10 protein-coding genes and 1 pseudogene are annotated in these 12790 nt (G+C 66.7%); 3 read left to right on the forward strand and 8 right to left on the reverse strand.

Annotation, left to right across the window (positions count from 1 at the left end):
- The 3 genes and pseudogenes from AB0L82_RS26590 to AB0L82_RS26600 all read right to left on the reverse strand — a co-directional run.
- A pseudogene (locus AB0L82_RS26590) lies at positions 1–192 on the reverse strand (hypothetical protein); the annotation flags it as partial.
- A 797-nt stretch (positions 193–989) separates the two neighbouring features.
- The gene (locus tag AB0L82_RS26595) at positions 990–2135 is read right to left on the reverse strand and encodes an AbrB family transcriptional regulator (protein ID WP_364641838.1); all 1146 of its coding nucleotides are present in this window, start codon (positions 2133–2135) and stop codon (positions 990–992) included.
- Positions 2136–2384: 249 nt separating this feature from the next.
- Positions 2385–3773: a cystathionine beta-synthase gene (locus tag AB0L82_RS26600; protein ID WP_364641841.1), complete on the reverse strand. Its 1389-nt coding sequence runs from the start codon at positions 3771–3773 to the stop codon at positions 2385–2387.
- 81 nt (positions 3774–3854) lie between these two features.
- On the opposite strand from AB0L82_RS26600, the gene AB0L82_RS26605 reads away from it, so the two are divergent.
- The 3 genes from AB0L82_RS26605 (at position 3855) to AB0L82_RS26615 (ending at position 6103) form a co-directional block, all read left to right on the forward strand.
- Complete coding sequence (locus AB0L82_RS26605; RefSeq protein WP_364641844.1) at positions 3855–4313, forward strand: hypothetical protein; 459 nt, start codon at positions 3855–3857, stop codon at positions 4311–4313.
- Between the two features lie 110 nt (positions 4314–4423).
- Complete coding sequence (locus AB0L82_RS26610; protein WP_364641847.1) at positions 4424–5641, forward strand: acetyl-CoA C-acetyltransferase; 1218 nt, start codon at positions 4424–4426, stop codon at positions 5639–5641.
- A 138-nt stretch (positions 5642–5779) separates the two neighbouring features.
- Positions 5780–6103: a DUF1330 domain-containing protein gene (locus tag AB0L82_RS26615; RefSeq protein WP_364641850.1), complete on the forward strand. Its 324-nt coding sequence runs from the start codon at positions 5780–5782 to the stop codon at positions 6101–6103.
- 61 nt (positions 6104–6164) lie between these two features.
- Here the strand turns inward: AB0L82_RS26615 and AB0L82_RS26620 are convergent, their stop codons facing one another.
- The 5 genes from AB0L82_RS26620 to AB0L82_RS26640 form a co-directional block, all read right to left on the reverse strand.
- Complete coding sequence (locus AB0L82_RS26620) at positions 6165–7076, reverse strand: Bax inhibitor-1/YccA family protein (protein WP_364641853.1); 912 nt, start codon at positions 7074–7076, stop codon at positions 6165–6167.
- Between the two features lie 223 nt (positions 7077–7299).
- Positions 7300–8226, reverse strand: a complete 927-nt coding sequence (locus tag AB0L82_RS26625; protein ID WP_364642952.1) for an LLM class F420-dependent oxidoreductase — start codon at positions 8224–8226, stop codon at positions 7300–7302.
- Positions 8227–8279: 53 nt separating this feature from the next.
- A complete protein-coding gene (locus tag AB0L82_RS26630) occupies positions 8280–9419 on the reverse strand; it encodes a class I SAM-dependent methyltransferase (protein ID WP_364641856.1) in 1140 nt (379 codons plus the stop codon).
- 17 nt (positions 9420–9436) lie between these two features.
- Positions 9437–10900, reverse strand: a complete 1464-nt coding sequence (locus AB0L82_RS26635) for an MDR family MFS transporter (RefSeq protein ID WP_364641859.1) — start codon at positions 10898–10900, stop codon at positions 9437–9439.
- Positions 10901–11102: 202 nt separating this feature from the next.
- The gene (locus AB0L82_RS26640; RefSeq protein ID WP_364641862.1) at positions 11103–12779 is read right to left on the reverse strand and encodes a DUF885 domain-containing protein; all 1677 of its coding nucleotides are present in this window, start codon (positions 12777–12779) and stop codon (positions 11103–11105) included.
- Positions 12780–12790 lie beyond the last annotated feature (11 nt).

Below are 12790 nucleotides of genomic sequence, written 5' to 3' on the forward strand. Positions count from 1 at the left end.
GGCGGCGGCCGGGGCGGGCGCGGCGGGCTGCTCATTGGCCGGGACGTGCACGGCGGGAGCGGCCGCGGCGAGGGTCTGCTTCAGGGCGACCGGGTGCACGTCGCCGTTCGCGGCGCCGGCGGCGGTGATAATGGAGCCGAAGACTCCGAGAGCAAGGGCGGCGGTACCGGCCGTACGGGCGGCGGCAACCACCTTGCTACGTCTAGCAGGGTCACGCAGAGCAGTCATGGCGTTCGTGGGCATGGCGAATTTGGATTCCTGTTCGGTTTCTGGGCTCGCAGGCCTGGAAAAGGCAGCGCGGAACCAAGCGGGCGTCTCTCGACGGGCACCGGTGGCGCTGGGGCTGTTTCGCGTTGCTGTTGTGAGACCCATTGCGGGCCAGGGAAACTCGACGCTCTAGGAGACTTGCGAAGTACGTGCCGGCCGCTTCGGGCCGCGGCGCCTCATCGCACCGTTGTCGTGTTCACGTTCCGCATGTGTGTCGACATCTCCTTGCGTCAACCAGACTTGTGGTCTGTTTCCAACAAGGTCACAGCTTGATTGCGCTTAGTTAACACAGCCTGAACCAAAGTTGAACAGAAGATGAACCGGCTAGCTTGGCAACCCAAGGACCTGCATTAATACAAGCACTGACCTGGTGATTCAATTCAAACTAGTTAGTGTTTTAGATCACAGAAGAATTTAGACCCTAATTGCCGATATACCCGTATTGGCCGTTATTTCGGCGTTTCGCATGCTCTTAGCGAGCATTCAGCAACCACCGATCACGGGCCAATCACGGTGATCATCGAATTGATCAGGGTCGCCCGCACCGGCCCGGCCGAGGAGAATGCCGAGTCCTGCGGCGACGACAGATGAGCCGATTCGGAGACCGGCTTCCGGGCGTCCAGACGGTGCTACGAGACCGTTTCGTTACCGAAGCTCCCCCGACCGCCCCAGCGGCCCTCCGATCCGTCTGTGAGGTCAGCAGAGCCTTGCGCCCGTGCGGTTCAGGCGGCCCGGTCCGAACCGGGCTGCCATGCCGGGGCGGGCACCGGCGCGGGCGAACCGAATCTGCGCAGGGCGCGCATCAGCAGCGGGAGCATGAGCATCATGAGCAGCAGCCGGATGGTCTGCACACTCGTGATGAGCGGCAGGTTCGCGTTCATCTTGTCGGCGGTCGCCAGCACCGCGTTGATACCGCCGGGCGTGGTGGCCAGGTACAGGTCCGACATCTCCAGATCGACGAAATAGGCCAGGCCCAAAGCCAATCCGGCCACCAGCACCGAGAGCGCGAGCACCGCGGCGGTCATGGCCGGGATCATCCGCGCCATCTCGCGCACCACCCGGCGGGTGAAGCGGGTGCCGACATCGAAACCGATGAGCACGAACAGCAGATCCTTGAACAGATGCGTGGGCGCGTAACCGTGGCTGATACCGGTCGCGGTCAGCACCGCGGTGAGCAGCATCGGACCCAGCAGCGCCGCATTGGGCAGGCCGATCCGGCGGCCGACCCATATCCCCAGCACGCACAGCATGATCGCGGTGGAGATGCCCGCGACCTGATCACCGCGGCCGACGATCATCCAGTACGGCAGATCCGGATCCGTCACCGAACCGCCGAGAGTCGCTGTGCTGTAGGCGATTCCCTCTTGATCATCGAGCAGTGCGGCGACCGCCGGTGCGCTCAGCGCGACCAGCGCCACCCGCAGATACTGCATGAACGCCACCCGGCGCGGATCGGCGTCGAGTTCATCGGCGGCGGCCACCACCGCGGCCGAGCCACCGGCCAGCATCCCCAGCGTCGCGGTCGGCACATCCACCTTGGTGGCCCGCGCGAACACCAGCGCGACCCCGACACTCAGGAAGATGGTGGCCACGGTCACCGCGGCCACGGGCAGCAGATCCCACCCGATCGAAGTCAGCAGCGATATCTGCAGATAGCTGCCCATGACCACCCCGAGCATGCCCTGCACACCCAGATTTACCTGCACCGGAAGCGGTTTCGGCAGCCGCCCGCTGAGCGCGAGCGCGGCGCCGGCCACGATCGCCAGAATCATCTGCGGGGCGGGAAACCCGACCCGGTCCAGCAGTGCCGCACCGGCGAGCACCGCGCTCGCCAGTGCCACCCAGGTGAGCGCCTGCCTCCAGTTCATACGAGCCGATCCTGCCCGCCGCCCATGAACGGACAGTAACGCATCAGTTACCTAGCCCGCAGCCCTGCTGTGAGTTCTGATGCATAACCGAATCCCCAAGTGCGAGGCCACAAATCACACGGGAGTAATTCACCGGGAGAAGCCCCACGCCAAGCGCCTGATCCAGCAGCATCCCCGCAGCGAAGACACCGGAATAAGCAACGCCCGCCGCACCGATCCGGTGCGGCGGGCGCAAAGTGCTTGTCGCTCTTAGCTGAGCACTCCGTCGCTGAGGAAGCCCAGCAGATCGTGGCGGGTGATGACGCCGACCGGCTTGCCGTCATCGACGACCATCAGGGCGTCGGTGTGCTCGAGCAGTTTGGTCGCGGCCGAAACCGGTTCGCCCGCACCGATGAGCGGGAAGGCCGCGCTCATGTGCTGGGCCACCGAATCGGTGAGCTTGGCACGACCCTCGAACACATCCGAGAGCAGATCGCGCTCGGTCACGCTGCCCGCGACCTCGCCCGCCATCACCGGCGGTTCCGCGCCGACGACCGGCATCTGCGAGACGCCGTATTCGCGCAGGATCTCGATGGCATCGCGCACGGTCTCCTGCGGATGCGTGTGCACCAGGTCCGGCAGTTCACCGGACTTGCCGCGCAACACATCTCCCACATGCACCTCGGCGGTGGACCCGTCCAGGCGCGAGCGCAGGAACCCGTAGGAGCTCATCCACTGATCGTTGAAGATCTTGGACAGGTAGCCGCGGCCACCGTCCGGGAGCAGCACCACGACCACGGCATCGGGATCGCGCTCGGCGACCTTGAGCGCCGCGACCACGGCCATACCGCAGGAGCCGCCGACCAGCAGGCCCTCTTCGCGGGCGAGGCGGCGGGTCATCTCGAAGGAGTCGGCGTCGGAGACCGCGATGATCTCGTCCGGGATGGCCGGGTCGTAGGCGGACGGCCAGAAGTCCTCGCCCACACCCTCGACCAGGTACGGGCGGCCGGTGCCGCCGGAGTACACCGAGCCCTCGGGGTCGGCGCCGATGACCTTGACCTTGCCGCCCGAGATCTCCTTCAGGTAGCGGCCGGTGCCGGTGATGGTGCCGCCGGTGCCGACGCCCGCCACGAAGTGCGTGACCTTGCCCTCGGTATCGGCCCAGATCTCGGGACCGGTGGTCTCGTAATGCGATTCCGGACCGCCCGGGTTGGAGTACTGGTTCGGCTTCCAGGCACCCTCGATCTCGCGCACCAGGCGATCGGAGACGTTGTAGTAGCTGTCCGGATCCTCCGGCGCGACCGCGGTCGGGCAGACCACGACCTCGGCGCCGTAGGCGCGCAGCACGTTTCGCTTGTCCTCGGAAACCTTGTCCGGGCAGACGAATACGCACTTGTACCCGCGCTGCTGGGCCACCAGGGCCAGGCCGACGCCGGTATTGCCGGAGGTCGGCTCGACGATGGTGCCGCCGGGCTTCAACAGTCCGGCCTCTTCGGCGGCATCGATCATCTTGACGGCGATGCGGTCCTTGGAGCTGCCACCGGGGTTCAGGTACTCGACCTTCGCCGCGACCAGTCCGGAGTTCGGGCCCACCACGGAGTTCAACCGGACGAGGGGGGTGTTTCCGATCAGATCGACGACGGAGTCAGCAATGCGCATACCCCTCATCGTTGCAGAAAGGAGATGGGGGCTTGCGCGCACGTCGGCGATCTCACGGTCGCGGGAAATTACCATCGCCGCATGAGGACGCCGACCCGTGTGCGCGCTGCCCTGCTGCTCGGTTGCCTGACCGGGGCGACCATGATCGTTTGCGCGCCCGCGGCGCAAGCCCGGACCGTCGAATTCCCCCAGGTACCGACCATGTTCCGGGACGGACTCTGCGGCGGCAGCGTCCGGGTCTGGACCGATACCGATCCGAACTGGCCGGGGCGCGCGATCTTCAATGTGCGCGCCACCCCGATCGTCGGCTACGGCCCGGGCGAGTACAGCTTCGCGCCGCTGTGCGAGAACGTGACCACGGTCGCCTGGCGCAATATGAACACCGGGGCCACCGGCGAATACCGGGTAACCGTCGTCGCGGGCATCTACGGCAGCATCCAGTACGCGCAGTACCAGGACACCGGCCCCGGGCACATCGTGGTGACCTCCTACACGGACATGGCCAACATCCCCCAGCGGGGCGAGTTCGACGTGCAATGAGGGATATTTCACCGTTCAGTCATTGGGATACGGGCATACCGGATGTTTGATGCTCGACACACCCGTCGTAGATTCGAAGTGGTTCAACCCCCTGCACTTAAGGAGTCCTCATGGCTGAGGCCGTTATCGTTTCGTACGCCCGCTCGCCCATCGGCCGCGCAGGCAAGGGTTCGCTCGTGGGTATGCGACCGGACGACCTGGCCGCCCAGATGGTGCAGGCCGCCCTCGACAAGGTCCCCGGCCTGGCCGTGAGCGATGTCGAAGACCTCATCCTGGGCTGCGGCCAGCCCGCCGGTGAGGCCGGTTTCAATATGGCCCGCGCGGTCGCGGTGCAGCTGGGCTACGACTACCTGCCCGGTGTCACCCTGAACCGCTACTGCTCCTCCTCGCTGCAGACCACCCGGATGGCCTTCCACGCCATCAAGGCGGGCGAGGGCGATGTGTTCATTTCCGCTGGCGTCGAGACGGTTTCGCGCTTCCCGAAGGGCACCGCCGACGGCTGGCCGGACACCCACAACCTGACCTTCGCCGACGCCGAGGCCCGCACCAAGGCCACCGCCGAGTCGAACGCCACCTGGACCGACCCGCGCGAGAACGACCTGCTCCCGGACGTGTACATCGCCATGGGCCAGACCGCCGAGAACGTCGCCACCTTCACCGGCATCTCGCGTGAGGATCAGGACCACTGGGCCGTGCGTTCGCAGAACCGCGCCGAGGACGCCATCAAGTCCGGTTTCTTCGAGCGTGAGATCACCCCGGTGACCCTGCCCGACGGCACCATCGTCACCGCCGATGACGGCCCGCGCGCCGGCACCACCTACGAGAAGCTCTCGACGCTGAAGCCGGTCTTCCGCGCCGACGGCACCGTCACCGCCGGTAACGCCTGCCCGCTGAACGACGGCGCCGCCGCGCTGGTCGTCATGAGCGACACCAAGGCCAAGGCGCTGGGCCTGACCCCGCTGGCCCGCATCGTGGCCACCGGCGTCTCCGGCCTGTCGCCGGAGATCATGGGCCTGGGCCCGATCGAGGCCGTGCGCAAGACCCTGAACAACGCCAATATGACCATCGGCGATCTCGACCTGTACGAGATCAACGAGGCGTTCGCCGTTCAGGTGCTGGGCTCCGCGCGGGAGCTGGGCATGGACCACGACAAGCTGAACGTCTCCGGTGGCGCGATCGCGCTGGGCCACCCGTTCGGCATGACCGGCGCCCGCATCACCGCCACCCTGATCAACAACCTGCAGACCCAGGACAAGCAGTTCGGCCTGGAGACCATGTGTGTGGGTGGCGGCCAGGGCATGGCGATGATCATCGAGCGCCTCAGCTGATAGCCCCCGAGACTCGTTGAACGGTCCCGCACTTCGGTGCGGGACCGTTCTTCGTTATTACCTATGAGGTAATCGACTTCGCTACCTCGGAGCGGAAAACTGAAGAGCAACAACGCAGTACCACTCCAGGAGCGCGAGATGCCCGGTTACGCCATTGCCCATCTGTACGACGTCGACATCAACGCCGATATCGTGGAGTACCTCGAGCGCATCGATTCGACCCTGGCCCCATTCGGCGGGAAATTCCTCGTGCACGGCGGGAATCAGCTCTCGGTGGAGGGGCCGGAGAACGCGTTGGCGGTCGTCATCGAATTCCCGGACTACCAGGCGGTTCAGGACTGGTACCGGTCCGAGGCGTACCAGGCGATCCTGCCGCTGCGCACCGGGAATGCCCGTGGCACAGCGATTCTCGCGGAGGACTGCGGTAAGGATCACGTCTCCACCGATGTGCTCGAAGGCTGAGCTCGGCGCAAACGAAAGGGCGGGTACCGGAAACCGGTACCCGCCCTTGGCGTTTCGAGCGCTAGTTATTGCTGTTGAAGTACGACAGCAGGCGCAGGATCTCGACGTACAGCCACACCAGGGTGACGGTCAGGCCGAATGCCACACCCCACGCGGCCTTTTCGGGCGCACCGGCACGGATCATCTGATCGGCGGCGTCGAAGTCCAGCAGGAAGCTGAAGGCCGCGATGCCGATGCAGACCAGGCTGAAGATGATCGCCACGGTGCCACCGTCGCGCAGACCGAAGCCGCCCGGGGTGAAGAAACCGGCGATCAGGTTGCCGAGCATGAGCACCAGCACGCCGATCATGGCGCCGACCATCATGCGGGTGAAGCGCGGGGTGACGCGGATCGCACCGGTCTTGTAGACGATCAGCATGCCGAAGAACACGCCGAAGGTGCCGAGCACGGCCTGCGCGATCAGCCCGGAGCCACCCGCGCCGCCGAACGAGATATTGGTGAACATGAACGACAGCGAGCCGAGGAACAGGCCCTCGAACGCCGCGTAGCTGAGCACCAGGGCCGGGTTGTACTTACGCCCGAAGCTGACGACCATGGCCAGCACGAAGCCGATGAGCGCGCCGCCCAGGGCGAGCGGTGCGGCGAGGCTGTGGTTGGCCGAGGTGAGCGCGTACGAGATGATCGCCGCGACGGTGACCACGCCGAGCGTGATGCCGGTCTTGGTGACGACATCGTCGATGGTCATGGGCCGGGTGGTCGGGACCGCGGGCTGGTAGGGCTGCTGGTAGCCGCCACCGGTGGGCGGGTACATGGGCGGCTGCGAACCGTACTGCGTCTGCCCGTACTGCGGGGGCTGCTGACCGTACTGAGGTGCGGACGGCCCGGCTCCAGTGGGGGCCGAGCCGAAGCCGGCGTAGCCGCCGTTCTGCTGCGGCGACAAGTTCCGGAAGACCGGGTTGGAAGTGGTGCGCAAGGCGCTTCCCTTTCTGGAGTCGCGGCCCACGAATGTCGTGGCCTCGTTCTACCTGTCCAACGTGAGGTGGCTATGGCGAGTTCCCGAACCGCCACGGATCGGACACAGTGGACTTTACCCGAGCTTTACCCTGTATGCCGACCGGTCGGCCCGGAAATGCGCCCGATCCGGTCACCCGGCCGAGCCCGATCGGCATGCGAACCCGGCACTCGAGACGGTCGGCTCAGCCCAGTCGGCTCATCACTCGATCGGCGATCAATTCGAGGTGATCGAGGTCGTTCAGATCCAGAATTTGCAGGTAGACGCGGGTCGTACCGGCGATCTCGGCATAGCGGCCGATCTTGTCGACCACTTCCTCCGGGCTGCCCGCGAGGCCGTTGGCCTTCAATTCGTCCACATCCCGGCCGATGGCCGCCGCGCGCTGCTCCACCTCGGCGTCGGTCGCGCCGACACAGGCGACCAGGGCATTGGAGAAGGTGATCTCCTGCGGATCGCGCCCGGCCTCCTTGGCCGCGCGGCGCACCCGCTCGAACTGTTCGGCGCAGGTCTCGGCGGATTGGAAGGGGACATTGAACTCATCGGCGTACTTCGCCGCGATGCGCGGGGTGCGCTTGGCGCCCATACCTCCGATGACCACGGGGATCTTGGACTGCGCGGGCTTGGGCAGGGCCGGAGAGTCCCGCAGCGTGTAGTGCTCGCCGTCGAAGCAGAAGGTCTCCCCCGCCGGGGTGCCCCACAGCCCGGTGATGATCGCCAGCTGCTCCTCGTAGCGCGGGAACTTGTCGGCGGGGAACGGAATGCCGTAGGCGGTGTGCTCGCCCTCGTACCAGCCTGCGCCCAAACCGAATTCGACGCGGCCGCCGGACATGGCGTCGACCTGTGCGACCTGGATGGCCAGCACGCCGGGCAGTCGGAAGGTGGCGGCGGTGACCAGGGTGCCGAGGCGGATCCGCTCGGTCTCGCGGGCCAGACCGGCCAGGGTGATCCAGGCGTCGGTGGGTCCGGGCAGGCCGTCGGCCGAGCCCATGGCCAGGTAATGATCGGAGCGGAAGAAGGCGTCGTAGCCCAGGTCCTCGGTGGCCTTGGCCACGCTCAGCAGGGTGTCATAGCTGGCGCCCTGCTGGGGTTCGGTGAAGATACGAAGATCAATTCGTCCCATGTACCCCATTGTGCTGTCGGCCGCCGAGTACCGGCCAGGCGGCCTCAGGTGTGCAGGCCGCGCACCGAACGGGTGACCGTGAACTTGCGATTGCGGCCGATGACCTCGGTCTTGCCGACCAGGCGTTCCATCACACCCCGATAGTTGAGGTGGGTGTTGTAGACGGTCCAGAGTTCACCGCCCGGGCGCAGCACCCGGCCGGTCTCGGAGAACATCTTGATGGCCGAACCGGTGTGCACGGCCGCGCCGACGTGGAAGGGCGGATTGCAGACCACCAGATCCGCGCTGTTGTCGGGAGCGCTGGACATGGCATCGTCGCGTAGCACGGTAATGCGGTCCGCCACGTCGTTCGCCGCCGCGGTGGCCCGGGTGGAGGCGACCGCCGCCGCCGACTGATCGGTCGCGGTGACGCGGATGCAGGGCCGCGCCTTGGCCAGCGCGACCGCGAGAATGCCGGTGCCGCAACCGAGATCGATGGCATCGCGGGCATCGGGCTTCATCCGCTTGAGGTAGTCGAGCAGGAAGCGGGTGCCGATATCCAGGCGCGAACCGGAGAAGGCGGCACCGTGCGCGACCACTTCCAGACCATGGTCGTCGAGCCGGTTGCGCAGCGGAAAGCGCAGTTCGCCAACCGGTTTCGGGTCGGTGGCGAGCAGCACCCGGGATTTCTGGCGACCCCGACTGGCCTGCACCGCACCGAAGGATTCGGCCAGCACCGCGTTCATGGCCGGGGTCAGGTATTTATCCCGGCCGCCCGCGTACACCCGGACCTCGGGCGCGGCGTAACGGGCGATCGCGTCGGCGGTCTCGGCGATACCGGACAGCGCACGCGGCAACCGCCACAACACAACTCGGACATCGGCGAGCAGACGCTCACCGAGTTCGCACACGGTGTAGCGATCGGTGAGGCCGGCCTGCCGCGCATTATTGGCCAGTGCCAGTTCACCGGTCAGCAGATCCTGGTGCACGCGCAGGCCGCGCAGATCGTGTGCCGCCGCCGCGCCGAGGGTGAGTGCGCCGTAACCGTCATCGATCACCGCCACCCGGTCATCACCCGCGGCGGCCAGCGCGTCGGCCGCCTCATCGAGTAGTAGTCGATCGGCGGCGTCGACCGCGTAGAGGTTCACCGCCTCCACATCCGGATATCGCCGCAATCGGCTCAGCACGTCCTCGACCTCAACCACACCTACAGTGTGCTAGATCATTGCCGAACCGTCCCATCGGGCCGTGTTTCCGGCTTGATGAGCGGTTGCCCGGGCGTTGCGCGCTCGGTTTTCGGCATTATCGCGGCGGCCGCGATCATGACCACCGCCATGGCCGCGACACCGAGGAAGACGAGGTGGATGGCGGGTGAGAGGTCTTGCGGGGCCGGATGATCGGTACTACCGATGCGCGAATTCACCAGTGCGCCGAACATCGCCACGCCGAGCGCGCTGCCCAGCGAACGCGCGAACATATTGGTGGAGGTGACCACGCCGCGCTCGGACCATTCGGCGCTGGACTGCGCGGCGATCAGGGTGGGACTGGCCACCAGGCCCATGCCCGCGCCGACCACGAAACAGCCCAGCGCCACCTGTAGCAGGCTGGAATCCTCGTTCACCAGCAGCAAGGTGGCCGCGCCCAGCGCGGCGAGCACACTGCCGATCACCGAGGTGGCACGGAAACCTATGCGCAGGTACACCTTTCCGGCCTGGGAGGCGGTGAGCGGCCAGCCCATGGTGAGCGCACCGGCGGTGAGTCCGGCGATCAGCGCTCCGGCGCCGAGCACGCCCTGCGCGAAAGTCGGCACGTACGAGGTGAGTCCGAGCAATATCGCGCCCACCAGCAGTGAGACCAGGCTACTGGCCACCAGGATGCGGCGGGTGAAAACCCACAGCGGCAGAATCGGATTCGCGGCCTTGCGCTCGACCAACACGAACAGGATGAGCATCAGCGTGCCGCCCGCGAAGAGTCCGAGGCTCGCCGGTGCGGTCCACGACCAGGCCTGACCGCCCTCCAGCAGCGCCAGCATGAGACCGCCCGCGCCGATGGTGAGCAGCCCCGCGCCCAGATAGTCGATCCGATGGTGTTCGCGCGGAGCGCTTTCGGTGAACTTGCGCAGGATCATCCAGCCCGCCACGACCGATAGCGGCAGATTGATCAGGAAGATCCAGCGCCAGCTGATGTATTCGGAGAACACCCCGCCCAGCAGCGGACCGAGCACCGAGGACGCCGCCCATACGCTGGCCAGGTACGCCTGCACATTGGCGCGCTCCTGCACGGTGTAGATATCGCCCGCGATGGTGATGGCCATCGGCCCCACCGCGCCCGCGCCGATGCCCTGAATGGCCCGGAAGATGATCAGCCCGATCATGCTGGTGGCGAGCCCGCACAGCAGCGATCCGATCGCGAAGACCGCGATCCCGAAGAGCATCACCGGTTTCCGGCCCACCATATCGGCGAGCTTGCCGTAGATGGGCACGGTCACGGCCTGTGCCAGCAGATAGATACTGAAAAGCCAAGGGAACTGCGAGAACCCGCCCAGCTGATCGGTGATCGTCAGCACCGCGGTGGCGATCACCGTCGAATCCAGCGCCACCAGCGAGGTCGCCAGCATGATCGCGGCCAGTACCGGCCCGCGTTCGGATCGCAACCCGATGCCCGACACGGATTCGGTCGCCGTCACGGGCAACCCCTTTCGTTAGCTCAACTCAACAGTTGAGTCGAACACAGAAACCGCCCGGCTATTCCGCTCTCGGTGAAATAGTCCGTATCCCGGGACGATGGGGCGCGTCCCGGTGAAATGCCCTGGGCGCGGCCGATACCCGGCACGGCGGAAGACCGGAGCGCGAGCCGCGTCTGCGGGAGCGGCTCGCGCCGGCGCCGGATCAGAGCGATCCGGCGAGCTCTCGTAGCACCGGCAGGCTCACCGAGCCCGAACCCAGCACCACGTCATGGAAGGTCTTGATATCGAAGTCCGCGCCCAGGCGTTCCTGTGCGGCGGCGCGCTGGCGGCGGATTTCGAGCTGGCCGACCTTGTAGGCGACGGCCTGACCGGGCATGGCGATATAGCGGTCCACTTCGGTGCGGATCTCGTCCACACCGACCGGGGCATTGGCAACCATGAAATCGATGGCCTGCTGGCGGGTCCAGCCCTTGGCATGCAGACCGGTATCGACCACCAGGCGGCAGGAGCGCCAGGAGTCGGCGGCGAGCATGCCGATGCGGGCCAGATCGTCCGGGTACAAACCCATTTCGTCGGCCAGGCGTTCGGTGTAGAGGGCCCAGCCCTCCACGAACGCGGTATTGGAGAAGGACATGCGCTGGAAGCGCGGCAGATGGTCCAGCTCATTGGCGATGGTGAGCTGGAGATGGTGACCCGGAATGGCCTCGTGGTACGCGACCGCCGCGGTCTCATACCTGTTGCGGCCCTTGGGATCATGCAGGTTGACGAAGTACGCGCCGGGCCGGGACCCGTCGGCCGCGGGCGGGAAGTAGTAGGCCGCGGGCGCGTCGGGCGCGAGGAAATCCGGGACGGGCACGATATCGCAGGACTGCACGGGCAGCCGGCCGAACCACTTGCCCATCTCGACATTGGCGGCGGCCAGGCAGGCGCGCGCCTCGACCATGATCTCCTCGCGGTCGCCGTAGCGCAGCGCCGAATCCTCGCGCAGCCGGGCGAAGATCTCGCTCTGCTCGGTCAGGCCGAAGAGCCGCTCGCCGATTTCGGCGTATTCGGCGCGCAGCCCGGCCAATTCGTCCAGTCCGAGCTGATGGATCTCCTCCGCGCCCAGATCGGGCAGCGTGGTGTGCAGCCGGAGCAGGCGGCCGTAGATGTCCGCACCGTCATCGCCGAGCCAGCACAGGCCGGGCTGTTCATCGGGGCGGGCCACCGGCAGCAGTTCCTCGGCGAGCACCCGGCGGTATTCGGCGAAGGCGGGACGGATGACCTCGCGCACCACCTCGGCCAGCTCTGCGCGCCAAGCCTTTTCACCATCCCAGTCCGCCGGACCGGCGAATGTGGCGAACGGATCGGCGTCGATATCGGAGGCCAGGTATCCGTCGAGCTGATTGAGCGACCGCTCGATGGTGATGCGCGCGGGCGTGCGACCGGCGGCGAGCCCGGCGCGAAAGCGCGCGACGGCCTGGTCCACGAGTGCGCCGAACTGCCGGAAGCGCCGCACCAGCGCCAGTGCGTTCTCCGGTGCGGGCGCGTTGAGCTGCGGGGCCATGGTGAGCAGGCCCGCGTGCACACCCGTCATCTGATCCGAGGCCAGTTCCACCGGCCGCCATTCCAGCTGGGCGGCGGCGGAGACCAATTCGGTGCGCAGCAGACTGCGGGTGACGCGGTCCTCGGCGTTCAACAGCTCGGGATCGAGGGCGTCGACCTCGGTGATCAACTCGCGCCACGCACCGAGCAACCGCTGCTCGGCGGCTTCGGACAGATCCTCGATCCGATCGTCGAAACGCCTGTCCCCCAACAGTGTTGCCTCACTGGGCGCGGACTCCAGCATGGTGTCCCAGTACCGGTCGGCAAGGGCGATGAGTTCCTCGTGCGCATCCATGGAATCCATCA

The sequence above is a fragment of the Nocardia sp. NPDC052001 genome, assembly GCF_040680615.1.
Classification (GTDB): Bacteria; Actinomycetota; Actinomycetes; order Mycobacteriales; family Mycobacteriaceae; genus Nocardia.